Annotated in this window: 26 protein-coding genes and 2 tRNA genes; 12 read left to right on the top strand and 16 right to left on the bottom strand. The window is 63.2% G+C overall.

Annotated features, from left to right (window positions below; all coding sequences use genetic code 11):
- Positions 1-132 precede the first annotated feature (132 nt).
- Together MXB53_RS07735 and MXB53_RS07740 are read right to left on the bottom strand one after the other, a co-directional pair.
- Positions 133-390: a hypothetical protein gene (locus MXB53_RS07735; protein ID WP_248896804.1), complete on the bottom strand. Its 258-nt coding sequence runs from the start codon at positions 388-390 to the stop codon at positions 133-135.
- Complete coding sequence (locus tag MXB53_RS07740; protein WP_248896805.1) at positions 390-824, bottom strand: hypothetical protein; 435 nt, start codon at positions 822-824, stop codon at positions 390-392. The genes MXB53_RS07735 and MXB53_RS07740 overlap by 1 nt, the downstream gene beginning before the upstream one ends.
- 710 nt (positions 825-1,534) lie before the next feature.
- Here MXB53_RS07740 and MXB53_RS07745 point away from each other — a divergent pair.
- On the top strand, positions 1,535-1,894 hold the full coding sequence (locus MXB53_RS07745; RefSeq protein ID WP_248896806.1) for a hypothetical protein: 360 nt from the start codon (positions 1,535-1,537) through the stop codon (positions 1,892-1,894).
- 354 nt (positions 1,895-2,248) lie between these two features.
- Positions 2,249-3,166, top strand: coding sequence for a hypothetical protein (locus MXB53_RS07750; RefSeq protein ID WP_248896807.1), 918 nt, complete (start codon positions 2,249-2,251; stop codon positions 3,164-3,166).
- A gap of 208 nt (positions 3,167-3,374) precedes the next feature.
- On the opposite strand, the gene MXB53_RS07755 is transcribed toward MXB53_RS07750, so the two are convergent.
- Complete coding sequence (locus MXB53_RS07755; RefSeq protein WP_248896808.1) at positions 3,375-4,424, bottom strand: tyrosine-type recombinase/integrase; 1,050 nt, start codon at positions 4,422-4,424, stop codon at positions 3,375-3,377.
- A gap of 78 nt (positions 4,425-4,502) precedes the next feature.
- On the opposite strand from MXB53_RS07755, the gene MXB53_RS07760 reads away from it, so the two are divergent.
- From MXB53_RS07760 to MXB53_RS07785, 6 genes are all read left to right on the top strand, one after another.
- Entirely contained in the window at positions 4,503-5,645 is a 1,143-nt protein-coding gene (locus MXB53_RS07760) for a tripartite tricarboxylate transporter permease (protein WP_248896809.1), read from the top strand.
- Between the two features lie 68 nt (positions 5,646-5,713).
- Positions 5,714-5,893, top strand: coding sequence for an HVO_2753 family zinc finger protein (locus MXB53_RS07765; RefSeq protein WP_157687919.1), 180 nt, complete (start codon positions 5,714-5,716; stop codon positions 5,891-5,893).
- 1 nt (position 5,894) lies between these two features.
- On the top strand, positions 5,895-6,161 hold the full coding sequence (locus tag MXB53_RS07770; RefSeq protein WP_248896810.1) for an elongation factor 1-beta: 267 nt from the start codon (positions 5,895-5,897) through the stop codon (positions 6,159-6,161).
- A 53-nt stretch (positions 6,162-6,214) separates the two neighbouring features.
- Positions 6,215-6,505, top strand: a complete 291-nt coding sequence (locus MXB53_RS07775) for a 50S ribosomal protein L21e (protein WP_248896811.1) — start codon at positions 6,215-6,217, stop codon at positions 6,503-6,505.
- Positions 6,506-6,512: 7 nt separating this feature from the next.
- The gene (locus tag MXB53_RS07780) at positions 6,513-6,869 is read left to right on the top strand and encodes an RNA polymerase Rpb4 family protein (protein ID WP_248896812.1); all 357 of its coding nucleotides are present in this window, start codon (positions 6,513-6,515) and stop codon (positions 6,867-6,869) included.
- A 192-nt stretch (positions 6,870-7,061) separates the two neighbouring features.
- Complete coding sequence (locus tag MXB53_RS07785) at positions 7,062-8,726, top strand: rhomboid family intramembrane serine protease (RefSeq protein ID WP_248896813.1); 1,665 nt, start codon at positions 7,062-7,064, stop codon at positions 8,724-8,726.
- On the opposite strand, the gene MXB53_RS07790 is transcribed toward MXB53_RS07785, so the two are convergent.
- The 7 genes from MXB53_RS07790 to MXB53_RS07820 form a co-directional block, all read right to left on the bottom strand.
- Positions 8,717-9,346 carry an METTL5 family protein gene (locus tag MXB53_RS07790; protein ID WP_248896814.1) on the bottom strand — a complete coding sequence of 210 codons (630 nt, stop codon included), beginning with the start codon at positions 9,344-9,346 and terminating at the stop codon, positions 8,717-8,719. The genes MXB53_RS07785 and MXB53_RS07790 overlap by 10 nt on opposite strands.
- A gap of 137 nt (positions 9,347-9,483) precedes the next feature.
- Positions 9,484-10,047 (bottom strand): thermonuclease family protein, encoded by a 564-nt coding sequence (locus MXB53_RS15800; RefSeq protein WP_248896815.1) that lies wholly within the window; start codon positions 10,045-10,047, stop codon positions 9,484-9,486.
- A 42-nt stretch (positions 10,048-10,089) separates the two neighbouring features.
- Positions 10,090-11,988, bottom strand: a complete 1,899-nt coding sequence (locus MXB53_RS07800) for an arginine--tRNA ligase (protein ID WP_248896816.1) — start codon at positions 11,986-11,988, stop codon at positions 10,090-10,092.
- A gap of 552 nt (positions 11,989-12,540) precedes the next feature.
- Positions 12,541-12,612 (bottom strand) — tRNA-Arg (locus tag MXB53_RS07805).
- 159 nt (positions 12,613-12,771) lie between these two features.
- Complete coding sequence (pglX, locus tag MXB53_RS07810) at positions 12,772-16,995, bottom strand: BREX-5 system adenine-specific DNA-methyltransferase PglX (RefSeq protein WP_248896817.1); 4,224 nt, start codon at positions 16,993-16,995, stop codon at positions 12,772-12,774.
- 4 nt (positions 16,996-16,999) lie between these two features.
- Complete coding sequence (locus tag MXB53_RS07815) at positions 17,000-17,170, bottom strand: hypothetical protein (RefSeq protein WP_248896818.1); 171 nt, start codon at positions 17,168-17,170, stop codon at positions 17,000-17,002.
- Positions 17,171-17,443: 273 nt separating this feature from the next.
- Positions 17,444-17,516, bottom strand: a tRNA-Arg gene (locus tag MXB53_RS07820).
- Between the two features lie 100 nt (positions 17,517-17,616).
- Here MXB53_RS07820 and MXB53_RS07825 point away from each other — a divergent pair.
- Positions 17,617-18,012, top strand: coding sequence for a high-potential iron-sulfur protein (locus MXB53_RS07825; RefSeq protein WP_248896819.1), 396 nt, complete (start codon positions 17,617-17,619; stop codon positions 18,010-18,012).
- 102 nt (positions 18,013-18,114) lie between these two features.
- Here MXB53_RS07825 and MXB53_RS07830 read toward each other — a convergent pair whose 3' ends face one another.
- Positions 18,115-18,492, bottom strand: coding sequence for a universal stress protein (locus tag MXB53_RS07830; protein ID WP_248896820.1), 378 nt, complete (start codon positions 18,490-18,492; stop codon positions 18,115-18,117).
- Between the two features lie 251 nt (positions 18,493-18,743).
- On the opposite strand from MXB53_RS07830, the gene MXB53_RS07835 reads away from it, so the two are divergent.
- Positions 18,744-19,181, top strand: coding sequence for a universal stress protein (locus tag MXB53_RS07835; RefSeq protein WP_248896821.1), 438 nt, complete (start codon positions 18,744-18,746; stop codon positions 19,179-19,181).
- A gap of 61 nt (positions 19,182-19,242) precedes the next feature.
- Positions 19,243-19,431: a DUF6199 family natural product biosynthesis protein gene (locus tag MXB53_RS07840; RefSeq protein WP_248896822.1), complete on the top strand. Its 189-nt coding sequence runs from the start codon at positions 19,243-19,245 to the stop codon at positions 19,429-19,431.
- Between the two features lie 63 nt (positions 19,432-19,494).
- Here the strand turns inward: MXB53_RS07840 and MXB53_RS07845 are convergent, their stop codons facing one another.
- Positions 19,495-19,896, bottom strand: a complete 402-nt coding sequence (locus MXB53_RS07845) for a winged helix-turn-helix domain-containing protein (RefSeq protein WP_248896823.1) — start codon at positions 19,894-19,896, stop codon at positions 19,495-19,497.
- Positions 19,897-20,033: 137 nt separating this feature from the next.
- On the opposite strand from MXB53_RS07845, the gene MXB53_RS07850 reads away from it, so the two are divergent.
- Positions 20,034-20,690, top strand: a complete 657-nt coding sequence (locus tag MXB53_RS07850; protein WP_248896824.1) for a helix-turn-helix domain-containing protein — start codon at positions 20,034-20,036, stop codon at positions 20,688-20,690.
- A gap of 57 nt (positions 20,691-20,747) precedes the next feature.
- Here MXB53_RS07850 and MXB53_RS07855 read toward each other — a convergent pair whose 3' ends face one another.
- The 4 genes from MXB53_RS07855 to MXB53_RS07870 all read right to left on the bottom strand — a co-directional run bounded on the left by MXB53_RS07855 (position 20,748) and on the right by MXB53_RS07870 (position 23,335).
- Entirely contained in the window at positions 20,748-21,194 is a 447-nt protein-coding gene (locus MXB53_RS07855; RefSeq protein ID WP_248896825.1) for a pyridoxamine 5'-phosphate oxidase family protein, read from the bottom strand.
- 125 nt (positions 21,195-21,319) lie between these two features.
- The gene (locus MXB53_RS07860; protein ID WP_248896826.1) at positions 21,320-21,484 is read right to left on the bottom strand and encodes a DUF7560 family zinc ribbon protein; all 165 of its coding nucleotides are present in this window, start codon (positions 21,482-21,484) and stop codon (positions 21,320-21,322) included.
- 70 nt (positions 21,485-21,554) lie between these two features.
- Entirely contained in the window at positions 21,555-22,382 is an 828-nt protein-coding gene (locus tag MXB53_RS07865; protein WP_248896827.1) for a ZIP family metal transporter, read from the bottom strand.
- 77 nt (positions 22,383-22,459) lie between these two features.
- Positions 22,460-23,335, bottom strand: a complete 876-nt coding sequence (locus MXB53_RS07870; protein ID WP_248896828.1) for a universal stress protein — start codon at positions 23,333-23,335, stop codon at positions 22,460-22,462.
- Between the last annotated feature and the right edge of the window lie 82 nt (positions 23,336-23,417).

Below are 23,417 nucleotides of genomic sequence, written 5' to 3' on the forward strand. Positions count from 1 at the left end.
GCACGAGGAATACCCCCGCGCCGTTTTGCACAGGTAGACTGATTCAACATGACTAACACCGATCCCACGACCAACCTCACTGGCCAACCAGTCGTCACGCCCACCCTCCCACGGTGCCAGTCAGTTAATCACCTATTTTGTCTGCTCCCGAAGATCGTAGCGACCCTCATCACTCATTCCAGAATCCGTAAATTCGGCGTGTGAACGCTGATAGACATCGGCAACCGCATAAGCGATTGCTCCGCCGTAGGCACCGTCATTAACGTCTTCAAACTGCTCTGAGAGCGTCTGCAATTGGTCCTCGAAAGCCTCCATCGGATCAACGCCTGCATCAGCAGCACCTTCAACCACCGAATCAGGAAGTTCGTGGGAGTGAATAACAAGACGCATTATTCCTCACCTCGGACCATTGCTTCGTGGGTCGGGAAGTCGCTGATGTCACCTTCTGCTGCGGCTTCCGCTGCCTCGATGATTTTCTCCTCCTCAGCAGCGTCAGCGTCCTCCAGCAACTCACTTAGTCGGTCGTTGGATTGCCGTTCACGCTCACTGGTTCGGGCAGCTTCGATTCCGACGACGTAGTCTCGCAGATCCTCTTTCCCTATTTCTTCGACTTCCTCGACAATCTCGTCGCCGTACTCGCTAATCAGATACGCGACTCCGTAGAACGGATCACGATGATTCGTACTAAGACGCTCAAAGAAATCCCCTAATTCCCTGTCTACGTGTGGGTTCCCCGTATCGACAGGGAAGTCAGCGTTGGCCCGAATCTTGGTATCCCCGCGCCGATTCGTCTCCGTGTATGCAAACTCCAATGTCTCAGACATATCGTTCTAATTATCTTCGCTCAGGTAGTTGTTAGTCAGCATTGAGATAGTCGCGCCATAGGCCACATCATCCGTACCAAATGCCTGTTTTGCGACCTGATTCAGTCGTTCCCGCTCTTCCTCTGAAACCGTAATCGTCCTATTTCGAGTTCCCATTCTCGTCTATTGTTACGTCCTGCTGTCATATAAATCTATCGAACACTTTGGGTATATTTCTACTATATCTGACCGTAAATATCTGTGAATATAGGTGAAAATTCTCACTTAGATCACGTCCTCGAACGTAGATTCAGCCTCTACAATCGTGATATGGGGGACCACACCCCAATCTATATTGTTATTTGAATATCATATTAAGCAAAGGTTCCAATAATGTTCGTTCAACTGGTCGCAGGGTTGGCGTTCTGTGGATTCTGTTTAGTCTTCCTCTCATTCTTTACCTTGTCTGAACGCACAATGGCGGGAGGTCTGGGACTGATATTTCTTTCAATAGCCTTGATGTGGGCTGCCTGATGCTGCATTACTATACTGGAACGCCTGGCGTCAATCTCGCAACGGGGACCCCCTCCCCCTATGTACCAGACAACGTATGTGTCTCTAATCGTGACGGTGGGGTATGTAGTGGCTCTACCCCTCTGTTCAGGTTGTCCCTTTGAAAAAGTATCAGTAAACGGACTACTAAGTGTGTGGCTGTCCTCGGTGCAATCGCAATGTCCGAAGCAAGCCAGGACACGACTGGTGAACAGCTTTCGACTGTGGTCAGCGATATTGACGACGACAGTAAGCAACTGATCCGCGAGAAAGCACGGTGCCTGCCCGTGGATGACGACGATAGGGTCATCGACAACACGGACGACATGGTCGACCTGTCGGACGCTGCCATGTCCTCGATGCTGTTCGACGCCGTCGTCGCGGATGTCCACGGGCTTTCTGACAGCACCATCGTCACGGTGGAGTTTCAGAAGGAAGTCGAGTTTCCCAAGGGTGATGGGTGGGTTAGTTTCTCCGTCAGGTTCGAGAAGCCGACCGAGACGGTCGAGACGATGACCGTCGAGGCTTCGCTCTACTAACTGACGGCTGTTTTCCTGATTCTACTGTTTCAACCGTCGCCGTTAGAGTCTTGCTTACCACGGAGTGAATTGAGCGGAATTAGTAGGGCAACTGCTACTGCTTTGAGGCAATCTGCCGCTGAAACAGTATAGAATCTGGTAGGTTCGACCCTCCATTTATAAAAAGCATCCTCGAAACGGGCGGATTCAGACCAAATCTGGCACCACACTCAGAGATAAATTTGTTTAGTTGTGCTACTGGGACTACCGCAGTCGTCTCAGATTGGGGGCACCTCAATAGCGAGGTTCAAGATGGTTTTCACTTTCACCCAACTCTGGTACATTTTATTATTCACAACCCGCAATTCGGCCCTAATGAGCGACGATAGGTATACCCCCTTAATTGATCGACAAAGAGAACCTGAGTCTCGGATTCATGAAGAGCTAACACGCCCTGCGCGAGAACGGCTCGCACAGATCACTGAAAGCCGTGATAAGGATGATAGAGAACGCGCTTTCAAAGAGACGATGAAACTTATCGGACGAACGCCTGTCCTCAAATGTCTCTCAGGAAATACAGGTACTCAATTGAGACTGACGAAGTCCCATCGTGAATTTATTTACAACGGAGAGACAGTCCCTGTGCTCACGTACATTGAACAACTGTATCTCTCATATAACCGATTCAAAAGAAAATCCGCAGATGCAATCCAGTCTGACAGAGGACCTGTGTCTGAATATTCTGTTTTCGAGGAGATTTGGCAGGTTCTTGTCACAGAAGGGTTACTATGGGAAATAGAATGGGCAGATAAGGGAGGTGTGATTCAATTTACTCCCCTGGCGTCTGAGGCGATGGCAGATATGGATTCCAAGATTCAGGCCCTTTCACAGAATGAGCCGTGGGAGGACGCACTTGAAGGGTATAACGCCGCTTTCGAGCGGTATCTAAACGGTGACTTTGACGACACGTTAGTCACCAAGCTGTACAACAGCATAGAGGAGGTGTTACAGACGATCTGTGTAGACTTGGAGGATTGGACAGACGACCGCGACAGGAGCCACGGCTACTATCTTGGCATCCTGAACGAGAAGGACGTGTACAACGCTAATGGTATTACTGCGCCCGAATTGAACGAATTACTCGGGGCGCTTGAAAAGATGGTCAGCAAGGTCGGTAATGATCGAAAACAGCGTCATGCTTATCACGACCGTGCATACTGTACTCTCCTAATCCACCAAGTCGGCGCGTACCTCTATTTCCTGATTAGCCGTTACGAGGATTTCAATAATTAGTATTTAAATCGTTATTCAGGGCCACAACGCCAATCCGACGGCACCTTATACACGCCATCTACCAAGTTCTCTCCCCCCCGAGATCGCGGTGGTGGACATGTCGTGTGCGTGGGTCGGCAGCGGAGGCTATCGTGTGGCCCTTGGCCACCGATAGCCGAGAACCGACCCCGCACCGACTGTCCATTTCATCCTTACACTCAGGTGTTCGCTACGTGAAGAAGTTTCTCCGCTGCTCTGCTTTCCCTGCCTCACTCCGTTGGTCATAATGTGTGTCTAATATATCACCCGCGACATCGACGCGGTCGGAGACTGCCCGCTTGGGGACATCTTGGGAAAGTAAGTCTGTGATCCGTCCACGTCGAATATTGTGAGGCATCGTCGTTGAGGGACATTCATCACGTCCATAGACGCGCCGTTTTTCGCAACTGGCAATGTCCTCGTCGTGGGGACAAACGTTCCGTTGGTAGCACGGCAGCTGTGCGAGATACGCCCAGTTACGTAGCGTGGACTTGTCGGGGCGTCCATGTTCCGTCGTCAGTAGTGGCTCACGGCCATACTCGTCGGTGACGGGGATGCGGTGCAACTGAATGTACTGGTCGATAATCTCCAGTAACTGTTCCGTGACCGCAATGTAGCGTTCCCCGCGTTCTTCGTTTTTCAAGGTCGTCCCTTCGTCGGGGCGATGATGAAGTTCGATCCACTGGTTATCTTCATCAACGTCATCGATATCGAGGCTATGAACTCCTCCGAGACGACACCCAGTCTGCCACAGCAATTCAAAGACGACGTGTGCTTTCTCCCCGTAACGGTTTGCACGGAGTGCATCGAGGGTGTCCTTGGCATCTTCGGAGTCGATGATTTCTTCTCTATACCGTTGCTCACGGTCGACTGTCGGAAGCACCATCCGCTCTGCTAAGGTTGGTTCGACGGCGTCTATCGAGGCGGCAAAGCGAAGAAAAACACGAACCGTACAGAGACGAGTACGGATCGTTAACGGACTCACGCCCTTGGAACCATCCTTCTGTGTATAGTGATCGCGTAGGAAGATACGGTACTCCTGGAGATGTTTCCCACCTAATTGATCCAGCGTCTCAACGCCGTTCTCATCACACCACTCTGCGAACCGTTCAAGGCGACATTTCTGTGACCGATAGGTGCTATCGGCTAATTCGTTCGCACGAGTTTCTAAGTACAGTTCAACTGCGTCCGTCGGGGTGGTCGAGTCGTGTTCGCTCATTGTGGCGGTGATGACGGACATTTGGCACGCACACCCCACCTGTGAGGGAGGGAATCCCCCATCCACGGAGGTTCCCCATTCACAGGGACTCTCCCTGAGTTGGGGAAATCTCAATCCTTCCACGCAAACAACTTCGCCCTGTTGCTCGCGTCCGTCGTGCCGTCGCTGCCCGGGCCGACGCTGGCGCTCGGCGCGGCGATGCTCGCCGCCGGCGTCGTCCACACCTTCCTCGATATCGTGCCCGCGCTCACGCTCGGCGTCCCCGACCCGGCGACGGCGGCGGTCACGCTTCCAGGTCACCGCCTCGTCCTCGACGGCCGCGGACGGGAGGCGCTCCGCCTCTCGGCGCTCGGAAGCGGTCTCGCCGTCGTCGTCGCCCTCGCCGTCGCCCTGCCGATGACGAGCGTCATCGAGACGGTCTACCCCACGCTGCGCCGACGGATGCCGCTCGTTCTCCTCGCCGTCGCCGTCGTCGTGGTGGCCACCGAACCGACCTGGCGGCGACGGATCGCGGCCGCGGCGACGCTGGCGGTCGCCGCTGGCTTCGGCTGGGTGGTGCTCGACCTCGATCCGACCGGTCCCGTGGCCGCGGGGGGCGTCCTGGCGCCGCTTTTCGCCGGCCTGTTCGGCGCGCCGGTGCTCGTCGAAGCCCTGGATGGGGAGGGCGTTCCGCCACAGGCCGACCCGACGGTGACGTTGGACCGACGCACGGTGCTCGGGACGGCGGGCGCGGGGGCCGGCGCGGGCGCACTCGTCGGCTACCTCCCGGGCGTCTCCGCCGCCGTCGGGACGGTGCTCGTGCTTCCGGCAGTGCCGGGACGGGCCGACGCGCGCGGATTTCTCGTCGCCTCGAGCGGCGCCAACACGGCCAATACGGTTTTCGCGCTCTTCGCGCTGCTGGCGCTCGGCACGCCGCGAACCGGGGTGATGGTCGCGATGGATCGGGTGGGTGTGCCCGATGCGACGGGCGTGCTCGTCGGGACGGTGTGTCTCGCGGCGGCGGTCGGGTTCGCGCTCGTGGTGACTATCGGCGACCGTTATCTCCGAACCGTCGGCCGTCTCGATTACACGCGCGTCTCGCTCGTCACGGGCGGTCTGCTGGTCGTCCTCGCGTACCTCTTCGCGGGCGGAGTGGGAATCGCCATCTTCGCGCTGGCGGCCCTGATCGGTCTCGGACCGCCCGTTCTCGGCGTCCGGCGCGTCCACCTGATGGCCGTCCTCGCGCCGGCGGTGATCCGATAGACGAGACGCGTCGCCGGCGCGAACATCGAAAGACAACGATTAAAACCCGCGAGCGGGTTCGTGAGTGTATGAGCCAGACGGAAGGAAAGCAGGAGCGACAGTGTGTCTCCTGTGGGATCAACATCTCCGGGATGAGTGCCGCATCGTTCAAATGCCCGGACTGCGGCCAACAGATCTACCGCTGTGCCAAGTGCCGCAAGCAGAGCAACCTCTACGAATGCCCGGACTGCGGATTCAGGGGGCCGTAAGATGGGGAAAGTCGCTGCCAAGATGAAGGTCATGCCCGAGAGTCCCGATATCGACCTCGATGATCTCCAGGAGAAACTCGAAGCGTCGCTCCCCGAGGGCGCCAAGATCAACGGGTTCGAGCGCGACGAAGTCGCGTTCGGCCTGGTGGCGCTCCTGCCGACCGTGATCGTCCCCGACGACGCGGGCGGTACCGAGGCCGTCGAAGAGGCGTTCACCGGCGTCGGCGGCGTCGAGAGCGTCGCCGTCGAGAACGTCGGCCGTATCTGACGGGCGCGGAACGCACCTTTTATAATCGCCACCGCAGTAAGGCCTGTACGATCATGCCGAGTTCAAATGGGCCGCTGCAGGGGACGCGCGGCAAACTCTCGAACAACCCGCGAGACCGCGGCGCTTCCCCGCCTCAGCGCGCGATTCAGGAGTATGACGACGGCCAGAAAGTGCATCTGAAACTCGACCCCAGCGTCTCCGAGGGTCGGTTCCACCCCCGCTTCAACGGGCACACCGGAACCGTCGTCGGGAAGCAGGGTCGTGCCTTCAAGGTCGAGATCAACGACGGCGGCAAGGACAAGACCCTCATCGTGCGTCCGGCACACCTCAAGGCCCAGCAGTAGTCGCGCGATGACTATCTTCAAGGAGAAACTCGACGAGGAGTACATCACGGTCTCCGAGGTCAAAGAGCGCCTCGAAGAGGTTGAGGCCGAACGCGCGGCCGACCCGGATCGCGAGATGCGCTACGAACTCGCGCGGGCCATCGAACACGCCAACACGTTCGCCGTGCTCGGTGCCGAGGAGTCCCGAGAGTTAGTCGAAGACCTGCTCGACCTCGAACAGGTCGACGAGAAGGCCGCGTTCAAGATCGCGGATCTGCTCCCACAGGACCGAGACGAGCTCCGGACGGTGTTCGCCCACGGTCGCTACTCGCTCGACGGCGAGGAACTCGACGAGATTCTGAACGTCGTCGCGAAGTACGCGTAGTACGGTTTATTGTCAGTCAGTACCGGAGAATCGCCGACCCGTCTTGGCGACTCACCGGAAGGCGGTTACAATAATCCGTATAAGTCGGGCCCCCGACACGGCTCGCACGACTTTTTCGTCGGCCGCCTCGACGCCGCCAGCGACGCTTCGGGACCCGCGGCACTCATTACGGTGGCCCCGTGAACGGAGGGTATGATCGCTGTCCCGGACGCCGCCACCCTCTCGCGGCTGGCGGTGGCACTCGCCGTTCTTGCTGCGGCCGTCGCCGTCGTCGTCCTTGACCGTCCCCGCGGGCGGTGGGGTGCGCAGTTGCGGTCGCGGTTCGTCCTCGGCGTACCCTGGGGGACGCTCGTTTCCGTCGGGGGCGTCCTCGCCGTGTACCTGTTCGTCCAGGGCGGGTGGCACCACTGGAACGCGCCGGTGACCATCCCCTTCCGGGCGTGGTCGTACTTCTCCCCGCTAGGGATGGTGACGGCGGCGTTCGCTCACTCCGGATCGGGGCATCTCGTCGGAAACCTCGTCGGGACGCTCGCGCTGGCGCCCCTGGCGGAGTACGCGTGGGGACATTTCCCCCGCGAGCGCGGTACCCAGACGTTCACCTCGCCGCTGACGAACCCCTACGTTCGCGGGTTCGTGGCGTTTCCCGCCGCCGTGCTCGCCGTCGGGCTGTTCACCGCGGTGGTCGCGATCGGGCCGGTGATCGGCTTCTCGGGCGTCGTCTTCGCGTTCGCCGGGTTCGCCCTCGTGCGCTATCCGATCGCGACGGTGATCGCCATCGCCGTCAGCGACGCGCTCCGGACGCTCTACGGCGCGCTCCGGCAACCCATCGTCTCCGCGAGCGCGGGCCCCTCGTACTCGTCGCCGTGGTGGGCGGACATCGCCATCCAGGGGCACGCGATCGGCCTACTCGCCGGCGTCCTCCTCGGGGTATGGCTCGCTCGTGTCCGCGGCGACGACCGCCCCTCCGCGGTGCGGGTCGCGGTCGGCGTGACGCTGTTCGGCATCGCGCAGTCGCTGTGGGCGGTCTACTGGTATCGCGGGAGCGAGACGTACGTGCTCTTTCGTGCGGGCGGTCTCGCACTGGTGGTGGCTCTCGCCGTCCTCGTCGCGTCGACTGTCGCCGCGTCGGATCGGCCGCTCATGCCCGTCGACGACGCCGTGGCGTCCCTTCGGTCGGTCCCCCGGTGGCGCGTCGGCGCGACGGTGCTCCTCCTCTGTACGGCGGCCATCGGCGGCCCGGCCGTGCCCGTCAACCTGATGACGGCCGCCGAGGGCGACCTGCCCGGCGACGGACGACCGATTTCGGTGCAGGGGTACGAGGTGACCTACGCCGAGAACGTCGAGAACGGCATGGTGTCGGTCATCGATGTCGAGGCGTTCGGCGAGACGACCAGCGTCAACACCTCGGGGGTGATCGTCCGGAACCGCGACCGGGGCATCTGGATGACCGCGGTGTCGAAAGGCCGACTCGCCTTCACGGGATCGACGACCGTCCGCGTCGGCGGCGTCGGCTGGCGGGAGTCGGTCCGCGTCCAGCGACAGGGCTGGAGCGCCGTCGGCGGCGGCACGGCATACCGGGTTCGGCTCTCGTACGGCGACCAGCGGGTGACGGCGTACACCTCACCACCCGCGCGTGCCGATCCCGTGGTGGCCGGGCGGAACATCTCCCTCGAAGCCACGTCCGACGCGTTCCGCGTCAACGTCTCCACGACGAACCGTTCGGCCACCGTGTCGGTTCCCGAGCGCAACCAGACGGTGTCCGTCGGCGGACTGGAGATCACCAACGTCGAGGGGTCCCTCTACGCCATCGACGGGGGAACACGGGTACGGGTCGCCACGACCGAACGTTACGACTGATCCCACTCGATGCGGTACACTTCGGTGTCGATCTCGTGGCGATCGGCGGCGTGGTGATCGAACTGTCGTTCGAGATCGAACTCCGCGGCGAAGGCGTGGGTCACCTCGCCGTCGTTGTCGGCGGCGAAGGACTCGACGAACTCCTGGCTCCCGGCGTTGTGCACGGAGTACGACACGTCGGCCACGTCGGCGGCCGTCGCAAGAAACGCGCGATCGGCGTGTTCGTTGCCGGCCTGTGCCCCGAATGGAGGGTTCATCACGACCGTCGTCGGCCCGTCGGGGCATAGCGGGAGACGCGTCGCGTCGGCCTGGACCCAGTGGATCGGGGTCCGGGTGCCCACCCGTCGCTGGTTCTCGCGGGCGATCCGGAGCGCGCTCCGGTCGATTTCGACGCCGACGACCCGATCGGGGCCTCGGAGAGCCGCCCCGAGGGCGAACATGCCGGTGCCGGCGCCGAGATCGAGGACCGTTCGTCCCTCGATGTCGCCGTTCAGATCGGCGACGTGGACGACGTGCGCCGCCAACTCCGGCGGCGTCGGATACTGTTCGAGGGCCGCCTGTGGGTTCTCGAACCCGGCGACGACGGCCAACTGCCCCGCGAGGCCGGCTTTGGTCGCCATCAGCAACTCACCGCCTCGACCCACGGCGTCCGTCCACGCGCCGCCTCGTCGCAGGACCGTGTGGGTGTCATATGCGTCGTGACATATTCTTTGGTTATACTAAAGTCTTTGTGAATGTTCAACAGTAATCACTCGGCTCACGCTGCACACGACCAGACGCCGCGCCCGTTCGCTCGGGCCGTGCGTTCGAGCGACGCGTAGCGGTCGCGCTCCTGGAACGACGAGTCGTAGAGGCGGGCGTGGCCGCGTTCGAGCAGCGCCGCGTTGAACTGCTCGCCGTCGATGACGACGTACGCGAGCAGTCGCCCGTAGCCACCGCGTCGGTCCGCGAGGGGGTCGAATCGGAGCGTGACCTGCTCTCCGGCGAGCGTCTCGACGGCGAACTCGCTCGCGCGCTCACCCTGACGTCGCAGGCAGTCGCGTCCCGCTTCCGTGTCGGGGACGCCTTCGAACTCCGCGGGGGCGTTCTCGGCCTGGACCTCCGGGGTGTCGACGCCGAGCAGTCGTATCGTGTCCGTCGATCCGTTCGCGAGGCGCACGTCGACGGTGTCGCCGTCGACTACGTCTATCACGCGAGCGGTCGTTTCGCTGGCGGTCGCCGTCGACTGCGCGCCGTCGGGTGCGGGCGGCGAATCCGGGATGCCGCCACACCCGGCGGTCACCAGCAGGCACAGCGAGAGGAGGGCGACCCATCGGCGCACGTCTCCGTCATCGGTCCGGTGGCGGATAAACGCCGCGGGCACTCACATCTCCTCGAGCGTGTCGATGCCGAGGAGGCCGAGACCGTTCTCGAACACCTGTTTCGTGGCCTCTGTGAGGACGAGGCGTTCGTCGGCGGCCGACTCCGAATCAAGCACCCGGTTCTTGTGATAGAAGGAGTTGAACACGTGCGCTAGGTCGAGGAGGTAGCGCGCGAGCGGTGCGGCGTCGTACCGCTCCTCGCACTGGTCGAGGACGAGCGGATAGCGACCGAGATGGTAGATCAGGTCGTGGTCCGTGGCGTTGAATGCCGCGGGGTCGATGGTCTCTACGTCCGGGATTCCCGGCGCCGAATCGAGGATGCTGTACGCTCGGGTCGTCGCGTACTGGACGTACGGTCCCGTATCGCCTTCGAGCGAGACGGCTTCGTCGATATCGAACGTGATGTCCTTCCCGCGATTCGAGGCTACCATCCCGTATTTGACCGTCGCGAGCGCGATCTTGCGCGCGATGGCCTCGACTTCCCCCTCGTCGACGTTCCGCCCCTTCTCCTCGACGATGTCGCGGGCGCGCTCGCGGGCCTGGTCGATCACTTCGCGAACGGTGATGATCTGCCCGCCCCGCGTCGACATGCTCCCCTCGGGGAGGCTGATCATCCCGTAGTTGATGTGTTTCAGGCGAATGTCCATGTAGCCCATCTTCCGCGCGGCGACGAACAACTGCCGGAAGTAGCGGTCCTGCTCGCTCGCGACGACGTACACCGACTGGTCGGCGTCGAACTCCTGGATGCGGTATTCGATGGTCGCGAGGTCGCGAGTGCCGTAGATGGTAGACCCGTCGGATTTGACGATGTAGAACGGGTCGAAGCCGGCGTCCTCGATGCTCTCGGCCTCCTCAAGCATCTCACGAGCACGATCGAGCGACGGGTCGACATTGGCTTCCTCGGGATCGCCGGCGCCCTCGATGTCGTCCGGATAGATCGGAATGAACACCGAGTCGTCCGGGCCGCGCATCGCCACGTCGTTCTCCAGCGCCGTCTCGATGACCACGTCGTTCCACCCCTCCCGGGCGTAGAAACTCTCGCCGATCCAGAGGTCGAAGTCGACGCCGAGTTCGGCGTAGATGGACTCGAAGCGCTCGATGCTCGCCTCGCGGAACCGCTCCCAGCGCTCGACGGCCGTCTCGTCGCCCTGCTCGAGGCGGGCGAACCACTCCTTGCCCGCCTCGGTGTGGTAGGTTCGCTCGTCGTCGACGGCTTGTTCGAACTCGTCGGTGAGCGCGCCGAACTCCTCGACGTCTTCGAGCATCGAATCCCGCTGTTCGAACTGCTGGTACAGTTCGAGCAGGTGTGAAATAGGATCGGATTCGAAGGCGTCCTCGTCGCCGTACTCGACGTATTCGTGGAGCAGGTTGCCGAACTGGACGCCCCAGTCCCCGAGGTGGTTGTCGCGGGTCACGTCGTGGCCGCGCTCCTCCAAGATGTTCATCAGCGCGTCGCTGAGGATGGTGTTGCGCAGGTGGCCGACGTGGAGCGGCTTGGCGATGTTCGGCGAGGAGACATCCGCGAGGATCCGGTCGGGATCGGCCACTTCCTGTGCGCCATAGCCCGACGCTTCCGAATCGATCTGAGTGAGCGTCCGGCGAGCCATGCGCTCGACGTCGAGGTGGTAGTTGATGTGGCCGTTTTCGACGGTGACCGCGCGGACGCTGTCGGGCAGGCCGTGGTTCCGGTGGGCCGCGGCGATGTCGTCGGCGACGGCCATCGGGTTCACGCCCTCGTCGGCCGCGATGGCAAACGAGATGGCCGACGAGAACTCCCCTTTCTCCTCGTCGTCGAAGTCTTCGAGTTCGAGGGCGGACGCGTCGACGTCGCGGTCGTACCCTTCCTCGGCGACCGCCGCGCGGAGGCCGTCGACCAACTCCTGTCTAATAGAGCGAAGCATTCGTTGGGGATTGCTCACCCCTACGCCCGCATAAATCTCACTACCTGGCCGTGAGAACGGCGTCCACGTCGGGTGACCGAGTCGCGGCGCTCGTCGTCGTTGCGTCGGCGTCCCGACGGAGTCTCACGCGAGCGTTAGCGAGCGTGAGGCACGTCAGATCGCGAATAAAATGAGCGTCCTGACGGAGTCCGTGCGAGTTTCACGAGCACGGGCGCACTAGAGCGGAGCGTAGCTCTTGAAGAAGAAGTCAGATTGTGAACGGAGCGAGACCGAAGGTCCCCTCTGTCGCCGTTGGTCAGCAAAACGTCCCGACGGAGTTCCACGCGAGCGTCAGCGAGCGTGGAGCACGTCGGGGCGCGAATGAAATGAGCGTCCCGACGGAGATTTGAACTCACTCACTTCGCTTCGTTCGTTCGCTGCTCAAATCTCCGTGTCTCCGTTCTTGCCGATGCGGACGACTCGCTACGCTCGTCGTCATTGCGTCGACATCCCGACGGAGTTCCACGCGAGCGTCAGCGAGCGTGGAGCACGTCGGGGCGTGAATGAAATGAGCGTCCCGACGGAGATTTGAACTCCGGTCCCTGGCTCCGGAAGCCAAGAGGATATCCACTACCCTATCGGGACTCGGGTCCAGATTCGCCTGAGCGACCTATATACCTATTGATCGCAAATGATTCGGCAGCGTGCGAGTGTCGCCGGTTCATACGGTGTATTGTGAGTCAGTGCCGGTGGTTCGCGGAAACAGTCCGGCGAACCACCGGCACACAGTGACAATAATCCGTATCAGAGAACGTCCTCGTCGACGAGTTTCGGCACGATTTCGGCGTCGGCCAGCGGCGTGATGTTGATCGCGACGCCGTGGTTTGGGATCGGATGGTACCCTTGCGTCGTGATCTCGGCGAGCGCGCGATCACGCCACGTCGACGGGAGCGCCGACGCGAGCGTCTCGCAGTGATCGCTGATCCCCTCCGCGAGTGCGGTGTACTCGTCGAATCCGGTCGCGAGCGCCGCGAGTCGGGTCGCCGCGCCGTCCTGCAAGCCGTCCATCGGATCGCCGTCCGCGTCCAGGAACGCCGTCCCCTCGCGCCCGTAGTAGTAGGCCATGAAGAGGATCCCGTTGCTCGCGTAGTGCGTGGATCCGACGAGGTCGTCGTAGTACTCGAAGAGATCGTAGTGATGGGCTTCGACGGGCTCCTCGGGTGGCTTCGCGTACGCCTCACAGGCGCGTTCGAGGGCGACGAGCGCGTCGATCCATTCCGCCCGTTCCGACGCGACCTGCTCCCAGAACGTCGGCGAGAAGTTGTCCGCGAACCACTCGTCGGACTGCCGGTCGCGGAGGTCGTCGAGGACGCCGAGTCGTTTCTCGGTCGCGTCTCGGAACGACGCGACCATCGACGCGAGGTCGGCGGCGAGCGCGCGGTGATCCGCGTCGATATCGCGCGGCGTCGTCGCGCTGAGGTCGTGTAGTACGTCCTCGAAGACCGCGATCTGTTCGAGCGCACTCGCGTAGCGATCGGCGGCGTCGGCGGCGTCGCCCCGCTCGCTCGCGCTCAGTGATTCGTCGCGCCGGCGACGGTCCGCGGCCGACCGTCGCTCCCGAAGGGCCGCGTTCCGCGGTTCGAGATACCGGTTCGTCAGGCGGTCGAACAGTCCGCTGTCGAGGCCGTGGTAGTCGACGAGACACGCGAATCCGACGCCTTTGGCGTCGGGGACGAGCCGTTCGGTCGTGAGACGCCAGACGATCGGCGTCTTCTCCATCGTCTCGACGTGGTACTGGAAGAAGTCCTCGGCTAGCCACGCCCGGAGGTTCGGATAGGCCTCGTCGGTGGCGGACTCGGCACCGAGGATGTCGTCGACTTCGATCAGGCGCTCGTCCGCAAACTCGCCGTAGGCGTCGTGGAATCGGTCGACGACGCGGTCGAGGATCGTCGTCTGGTCGGTCGCCGTCTCCTGAATGGGGACGATACCGTCGTCCGCAGCACGGACGGCAGCCATCGCGAAGTGATGGACGAGGCGTTTCACGTCGGAGTCGAGCGTCGCCGGTGGTTCGGGAACGTCGTCCGGATCCGGCACCGTTCGGTCGGCCGGGTCCTCCGCGGTCCGGAGGAAGATTTCGGCCTTCACGCGGTCGTTGATCCCGTCCGGTAGCCCGAGCGCGTCCGCGACGATCGAATCGGCGTGGTCGGACAGCCGTTCGAGTTCCCGGGTCTGCTCGCGGCGGCGGCGTTCGACCGCTCGTGCAGCCTCGCTGATCGACCACGCCGGGTCGATGTCCGCTCTGTCCACGTCGGGGATTTCGACCGGTGTCCGACCGCCAGAATCGTCGTAGAACTGATCCGCGGCCGGGTTCGGAACGAGCGCCGGGCCGACGTAGCCTGGATACCGCGGATCGCTCGCCTTCTCGCTCGCGACGAGCGCGTACTGCTGTTTCGCGATCGCTTCGAGGTCGTCTCTCTCGGTCAACGCGTCGTGCCACGGGATGCGCCCGACGACTTCGATCTGCCAGTCGCGCTCCGGCGTGAGCGAGAGAAAGAGTCCGTGGTACACGGTCGAATTGAGCACGCACAGCAACAGCCAGGGCGAGTACCCCTCGGTCGGGAACAGCATCGACCCCGTCACGTCGAACACGGCACCGGGGACGTAGCCGAACCGACGGCCCGTTCGCTTGATGTACGACCAGGTGAGGCCGTCCCGCATGTAGAACTCGTCGTTCCGGATGACGGAGTTGGGGTAGCGAGCGAGCCGTTTCCCGTCTTCCGACCAGTCGATGGTTGTCGTCTGTTCGGGGAGCATCCAGGCATCCGTGCCGCCCTTCGCGAACGGCTGGAACGCCTCGCCCCGGGACTCCCAGTGTGCGCGAACGAATCGGCGGTTGTTCCCCGTCTGGAGCCCCGTTTTGATTTCTGCGACCCGCTCCCCGTCGATGTCCGCGATGTCCGGGCCGAGTTTTAGCGCGCTCTCGTGGAGGGATCGAATCTCCGGTGGCGTCGAGTAGGTGAGCGGCGTGCCGGGGACGGTCGCGAACTCGTCCAGTTCGACGGTGTAGTATCGCTGTACCGCACACTCCGCGCCGGCCACGACGCTCGCAAAGACGGACTCTTTCTGTCCGCGGTCCACGTCGTGCAGACGGATGAACTCGCCGCGCATGTCCGGCGACGTCGTCTCCGCCGACGTTCGCACCACCGTCCCGACGGTTCCGACTGTCGCGTTGTCGAGGATGCCGTACCCGTATTCGGCGAGGAAGTCGAAACCACCCTTCGAGCCGACGAAATCCTCGCGGAACTCCTGAAACGAGCGTTTGAACAGCAAGGTCCACGGCACCAGCATCCCGATGCGGCCGTTCTCTTTCACGAGCGCGTCACACGCCTCGAAGAAGGCGATGTAGAACTCGGGGTAGTACCGGTATCGCTCTTCGAGATACTGGCGGATGGTCTCGGGCATCCGCTTGCCGCTCCCGTAGGGCGGGTTCATCAGCGCCACGTCGTAGTCCTGTGCCAACACGTCGAGCAAGCGAACGAAACTCCGCAGGTCCTTCGCCAGGAAGGAGTCCTCGTCTCGGTGCGCCGAAATCGCGTCGCGAAGGCTGTGGAGCACGCTCTGCAGCGAGCGGTCAGCGGTGAAGTCTTCGGCGAACGTCAACTGCGTCCCGTCATCGCCGTCGAACAGTTCGTCGAGCGTGCCTCGAACGTCGAGCAAGCTCCCGAGGCCGTGGACCTCCTCGAACGCACTGAGAACGTCCGCGAGCGTCTCCGCCACGTCGTCTCGGCCGTCGCTGACTTCCTCGAACACGGCGTCGACGCCGTCCAAGTCGGCGATCCGTGCGTCGGCACAGACGATCCCTGGCGACGGGAGTTCGAAGTCCTCGCCGCCGGCAGCGCGCGCTCTGGACCGCGCCTTGAGGTAGAGATTGAACGTGGCGAGTTGGCACGCGCGCATATCGAGATCGACACCGTAGAGGTTCTGCTCCAGGATCCGGCGGGGGATCGTCGCGGGATCGAGATCCGTCTCGCGGCGCCAGATGCGTTCGAGCACGTCGAAGGCGTAGAGCAGGAAATGCCCGCTGCCACAGGCCGGATCGATGACCCGGAGCTCCGAGGGATGGTCGAACGCCGTCGGGTCGCCCGTCTCCTCTGACGGGACCAGGTAGGTGCAGAAATCGGCTATCTCGGGCGCGTCATCCATCGACGCCGGACGGGTTCGCCGCTCGCGTGCCGACAGCTCCGCCTGGGTTGCGACGACATCTTCGACCTCCCCTTTTCCTTCGAGATAGAGTTTGCCGAGGGCGTTGTCGGTGAGCATGCGCACGACCCAGTGGGGCGTGTAAAACTGGTTCGCGACGCCGAGGTCGCTCGTTCGGATCCCCCCGGATCGCGTTCGCTCGCGGACGCTCCCGAGGACGTCGAGGTTGTAGTATTCGTAGACCCAGCCGAGGACGTCGTCGGCACGCCACACGGGGTCGGGGACCTCGTCCAGCAGCCTGCAGAGCGCTTCGAACGTATCCTCGTCGGGGTCGATCAGGCTGTAGGCCGTGGCGCGGTCGAAGAGCAACTCCAGTTCCTCGGCGAGGTCGTCGCACGCGTTTCGGTAGGCTTCGAGGACAGCCTCCCCTTCCAGCATGAACTCCTCGGTGACGAGCGTCTCGGCGGCCGGCGTCAGTCCGTCGTCTCGGAACACCGTCACCTCCTCGTCGACGAAGCCACGGACCTCCATACACCGGAGCGCAGCCAGGCGGTTGACGACCGTGTAGCCGACGCCGGCGACGTACTGTGCGACCGCCTCGTCCCAGTCTGCCCCATCGACGGCTTCGAGTTCGATGGCGTCGACCACCTGCTGTGCGTCGTCGTCGACGGCCGACAGTTCGGCCGGTTCGTCGTCCAGCCCTAACTGCGAGAGCTGATAAGTGACGTTGGCCTCGACACGCTCTCGCATCTCCGTGACGACGTCTTCGAGATGTTCGCGTTCCGACTCGCCGAGCTGCACCTTTCGCGGGGAGGACGATCCCGTCATCGAGTTAGGTCCGTGTCATCGCGGTGAACGTCTCGACGTTGGCTCTCCCCTGAAAGCACCGAGCGGTCGGCCGCCGCCGAGACCGAACCCGCGGGACCGACTCGGCCGAGACGCTGTTGTCCGTGTCGTCGCGGGTGGGTAGTCGGCGGCTCTTGCCGTCCGAGTTGGCGATCATACGACGGGGGAGTCTACCGATCTACTTTACTGTTCGTCATCGGTGTGCGCTCTCCGAGCGGTCTCTATTGCAGGCTTGTCGGTTGCCGCGGGAACGGCCGTACGACGATCAGGCGATTCCGGGCGGGGACATACGGGTGTGGCGGTGCGGTGCGATTCGAACCGGACCGAGACTCGCTTCGCTCGGTCGGAAAACGGGCGTGGCGGGAGTCCCGCGAGCGAACGAAGTGAGCGAGGGGGACTAAGCCACGCGCGTCGAACGAACGTAGTGAGACGGGCGTGGCGGGATTCGAACCCGCGATCGAGAGGTTAGGAACCTCTCGCCCTGTCCGCTAGGCCACACGCCCTGTGGCGATCGTAGAGGGGTCGGAGACAAAAAGGTCGGTATAGCGATTCGGAGACGGTGTGGCCGTGTTTTTATTCAACTGGAAATCATAAGGGACGTACATGAGCGATAAGCTGGCGGAGACTGAACGACGCCGACTCCTCGCACTGGTTGGTAGCGGCCTCGCGACCGGACTGGCTGGCTGTGGCGGAGGTGGTGGCGGCGCGACGGCGACATCGACGGCAACCGCCACTGCGACGCCGACGGCCAGCGACGGAGGTGTCCCGGCGGCCTACGAGACGGCGACGAGTCTGGACGGCACTCAGCGCGATCCCGACGCGCTCTCCTCGAAGGATGCAGTGAACTACCAGGCGGAACCGAGCGACGGCCAGCAGTGTTCCGACTGCCGGTTTTACATCGAGGACAAGAACGGCGACGGGATGGGTGCGTGCGCCATCGTCGCGGGCACCATCGATCCCGAGGGGTACTGCGTGAGCTACGCGGAGTACCAGGGCTAACCGGCAGTGGTGTCTCGGATACAAGCGACCGACGGTTCGGCGTCGCCACCGCGTGTTGGAGCCACGGCGCCACGCCGATATCGGTGCCTCGTCGAGCGCCGACTACTCCTCTTCCGACACGAACACGACGTTGCAGTCGGCGTTCAGCAAGACGAGTTGTGAGACGCTCCCCATCAACGCCTTCCCGATGGGCGTTTTCTTCCGTGGACCGAGGACGATGTACCGGGATCCGCGCTCCTCGCTCTCGTGGAGGATTCGGGAGGACGGATCACCGAGCGCGCCGGCCACGCTGACGTTCTCCGGATCGTCCAGTGCCAGACGGACCGCATCCGAGGCGATCTCTTCGGCATCGTCGATGGTCTCTGTCTCGGGCAGCACGTGGAATACGACCAGTTCCTCGTCGAACGCCTGGGCTAGTTCATACCCCTGCTGCACCACCTTGGTACTGTCCTCGTCGTCGACTGCAGCCAGAATTGACATGGCGTTCTGTTGTCCTATCGGGATTCAAATAAATGTTTGTGTCACACACAGGCGTGGAGGTATGCCCCCGGTAAAACGACCGTTGCGACCGAGAAACACTCCGCTACTGATGAATACCGTTCCACCGAGTACGTGTCAAACGTCCGGAACTCGCGGCGATAGCGTCGTCTACGCGTAGCACACAGGCAGCGACGGACCCTGGATCGGATCGCGGAAACGTTGACCACCCCGACGCAGCGGGGACGACCACGATGACGGACTCTGTCCTCGTTCCGGTCGACGGATCGCCGCTCGCGTCGACGGCGCTTCGGCACGCACTGACGATGTTTCCGGACGCGACGGTCACCGCTTTGCACGTCGTCGACCTCTTCGATCCCGGCGACGGCGACCTGGCCGACACCACGTACGAACCCATGATCGGATCCGAAGCGTGGTACGACCGGGCCGAGACGCTCACGGAACGGGTGCTCGACGACGCCCGGGAACTGGCCGCGACGTACGACCGCGACATCGACACGGCGTCGGACATCGGTGATCCGAAACGGGTCATCGTCGACTCCGCCGACGAGACCGGGATCGATCACGTCGTCGGTGCGCACGGCGGGCCGACCGGGGAGGTGGCACCCCTCGGTAGCGTCGCGACCGTCGTCGCTCGCCGCGTGGGCGTGCCTGTGACCCTGGTCCGCTGATCTGCCCCAACTAGTTGTCCTCCCGCCAAGAATTATGCTCGTCGAGCGCCATAGGCCCGATATGCTCCGTGGTGCCCTGCTGCTCGTGATCGGCGTCCTCGAGGCGATCTACCCCCACCGCGTCGTCGACTTCTGGCTATCTCTCGCGCTCGATGACGACGGTGAGCCTCGACGGTGGGTGTACACCGCGGCCCGGATCGAGGGGGTTCTCATCGTCCTGTGGACCGTGCGGCGGTGGCGGGCAGACTGACGGCGGCGGGATCAGCGATGACGATTACGTCGTGACGGTCGTCCGCCGACCGCGCTCTGGCAGTCAGTTCCGCCCGGCCGCGATCAGGGGCGCGTTCGGTTCGGCGTCCTCACACCGAGTGACGGTGAGTTCGAAGCCACCGTCGACATCCGCCTCGGCGGAGAGGTGGATGTCGTCGATGATGCGGATATACTCGCTTGCATGCTTGCCGTCCCGTGAGATCCGGGTCCGTTCGTGGAGCAGTCCGAGGTCGGTGAGCGCGTCGAGTTTCCGGTACGTCGTCGAGAGCGGGAGATCACAGCAGTCGGAGAGTTCGCTCGCGGACTTCGGTCGCTCGCTCGTGGCGTCCAGGACGGCCCGACAGTCCGCATCCTGGAGCACGTCGAGCATCGCCTGAACCTCGTCGGTATCGACGATCGTCTCCTCGGTCGCACACGTCCGCGGGAAAGGGGTTGCGGTAGCCATCGTACACGTTCTCCAATGGCCTCCATTCCCACCAGCGGGCACCCACGATATCGCGGTGGTTTATAAGCTCCTGCCGTCCGTCCCCGGGTCAGCCCGGAGAGACAGGCTTAGGATGATCGACGGCAAAGATGGTGGTAATGGGCTCCGGCATCCGCGCGGAACTAAAAGTCGACGCCGACGGGACGTGCCCCGTCACCCAGGCTGCGGCGTCTGCCGGGTCACCGACGTTTTCGGTCTCTCGAAGCACCGATCCCAGCGGGTCGGGCGAAATCACCGAGGAGTTCATGCTCGAAGACGCGGCGCTCGACGGGGCTCCCGAGGTCGACACGGAGTTGGAGACGGTGTTCACGTACGGCTCGAAGACCGTCTACCGCTTCAGTCGGCCACGAGGGCAGTCCTGCCCCTGTGACTGTATCGAACAGTTCGACTGCCCCGTCGTCGACGTCCACACCCGGGACGGACTGCTGTATCTCGTCTTTCACGCCGCGGACATGGCCGAACTCCAGGGCGTCATCACGTCGCTTCGCGAGCAGTATTCGTCGGTCGACATCCAGCGTCTGCTTCGGTCGCGTGGCGACAGCGCCGACCACGACCTGGTGTTCGTCGACCGAGGCCATCTCACCGACCGACAGCGGGAGGTGCTGGAGACGGCCCACCGGATGGGCTATTTCGAACGCCCGAAAGGCGCGAACGCGGGCGATGTCGCCGACGAACTCGGTATCTCGCCGTCGACGTTCGCGGAACACCTGTCGGCGGCACAGTCGAAGCTCCTCGACGCCATCCTCGAAGACTGAGGCGGACCGCCGCACGGTAGTTCGGGCGACCGATACCCAGACGCGACGATCCGTTGCTTAGCGGTTGACATCGATCCGGCGCCCGGTCAGTTCGTCCGGATCGAGCTCGTACAGGTCGATGTCTAGGTCCGCTTTCGGCTCGGACCAGATTTCGAACAGCGGGCGCTTTGCGGCGCCGTACCGCTCGATGTGGTCGGGCGTGAGTTCGTCCTTTGGGACGGCTTCTAGCCGCCCCTTGGCGATGGCACTCCGATAGGTCGCTTCGCCTTCCTCGTAGACGACGAATCGAACGCGCGGCGAGTCGGAGAGAAAGCGACGCTTCTCGGCGTCGGGTGTCGAGACGAGTCGCATACAGAACTGACAGCTCTCGGCGTCGTAGCCGTACGAAATCGGAATCGCGTACGGATCGTCCGACCGAGCGAGGGCGAGGACGCCCGTCTCACGTCGCTCCAGCAGGGCGTCGGTTTCGTCCCCCGTCATCACGGTCTCTTGCTCCACGGTCATGCGTGTTGTCGGGCCGAGAAAAGGGAGGGGGCCGTTTATATTTATGCACCTCGCGGCGCGAGTCGGACGGGTCGGTGACACGGTGTCTCGGCGGGCCATCCCGGCGAGACGCTCCGATACCCCTATCAGTCACTGTCATCCGCAGTGTCGGGGGAGAACGCGGCCGGCGAGAGCGACGTTCCACAGACGACACAGCCGTGCTCGAGGAGCGCCTCCCGCATCGGCGGATTCACCGCCATGCGCTCCTCGCACTCCGGGCAGTGAAACGTCAGCTCCGTTCCCCCGTTCATCACTGACACGATAGGAGGGCCGACGATATATGAACCTCCCTCTTTCCAGCGCGATGAAAATGACGGCCGATCAGCCGAGCGCGATATCGAGATAGAGCATCACGATGACCCCGAGGATCGTCCCGAGGGTCGCGATGCGCTCGTAGCCTCTGGCGTGGGTCTCCGGAACGATTTCGTCGCTGATGACGAAGAGCATGGCCCCGGCCGCAAAGCCCATCGCGTAGGGCAACAGCGCCGTCATCGACTGGACAGCGTACGCGCCCAGAATCGCTATCGGAATCTCGACCACGCCGGAGCGGATGCCAGCGATCACCGCGTAGAAGCGTCGGCTCAGACCGGCGTTGACCGCCGCCACCGACACGGCGAATCCCTCCGGGATGTTCTGGATCCCGATGGCGAGCATCAGCGGTATCGCGGTTTCGAGGTCGCCGCTCCCGAATCCGACGCCGACGGCGAGCCCCTCCGGGATGTTGTGGATGGTGATCGCGAGGACGAACAGAACGACCCCCGCCAACCGGTCGTTCTCGATGGGGAGGGCGCCGTCCCGACTGGCGGCGTCGCTCCGCTGCCGTCCAGTGACGAGATAGTGAGCGTGTGGCACCAACACGTCGGACCGGTCGAGAAAGAGCGCGCCGAGGGCCACGCCCACTAGGACGGGAATCGGATTCCCCCCGGAGTACGTCTCGATGCCGGGCACGATCAGACTGGTAAAGCTCGCCGCCAGCATCACGCCCGCAGCGAAGCCGAGCGCGCCGTCCATCGCTCGTTCGGAGGGGTCACGCCAGACGAACACCAGCGCCGCCCCGAAGAGGTTGAGCACCGCGATGACAACGCCGCCCACCAGGCCATGGATGATGGGATCGGTCCCGAACAGTTGCGTGAAGGTGTCGATGATCACAGTGGCACATCCTCAGTGAGGTCGCGTAGCGGCACGTTGGGTCGCGTTGTTCGGCGGGGGTATTGAAGCTACGCCTGTCAGGACTCCGCCGCCGAACGCACGGTCAGGACGGGGACCGGCGACGTACGGATGAGCCGATCCGCCACGCTGCCGAGGACGTACCGGTCCAGGCCAGTGCGGCCGTGGGTACCGGTCACCACGAGGTCGATGTCGTGGTCGTCGACGTACGACCGGACGGTGCGAGCGACCGACGTTCCGAACTCGACATCGGTCGTCGCGTCGACGCCAGCGTCGGCCGCCGTCGACGCCGCTTCCTCGACGATTTCGGTCGCGTCTTCTTCGAGCGTGTCCGCCAGTACGTCGGCGCGAACGTCGACGCCGAGGGTCGTCACGTCGACGACGGAGAGGATGTGGAGCGATGTCGCGTCCTCCTTCGTCACGATATCGAGCGCCAGGGAGAGCGCATCCGCCGCGCAGTCGCTCCCGTCGGTCGGCACGAGCACGTTCCGATACGGGTAGCGGACGGTCGCGTCGTCGGGGCGGATCGTGAGTACGGGCGCTTCGGATCGTCTGACGACGCGTTCGGTCGTGCTGCCGAGGAGGACGCGTTCGAGTCCGCGCCGCCCGTGGGTCGGCATGACCACGAGGTCGACGTCTCGGCTCTCGGCGTAGTCGACGATAGTGCGGTGCGGTTCGCCCTGGAGGACATCGGTGACGGTCTCGACCCCGCGGTCGGCGGCGCGGTCGGCCGCCTCCTGGGCGATCCGTCGTCCCTCCTGTTCGAGGGTGTCCACCACTTCGCCACGGATCTGCGTGACGCTGTCCCGGGTCGTGTCCGCGACGTTGATGACGTGGACCGTCGCCCCGGTCGCGGCTGCCATATCGAGGACGTGATCGAAGACGGCCGTCGCCCCCTCGCTTCCGTCAGTCGGGAAGAGGAGTGTATCGAACACGTGTCGGCGTTCACGGGCCAGCACCAAAAACAGGGGCGGCCAGCCGGGTCGGCGCCGTCGTACTGGTGACCGGCCAGAATGG

The sequence above is a fragment of the Haloplanus sp. XH21 genome (genome assembly GCF_023276355.1).
GTDB classification, from domain to species: Archaea; Halobacteriota; Halobacteria; order Halobacteriales; family Haloferacaceae; genus Haloplanus; species Haloplanus halobius.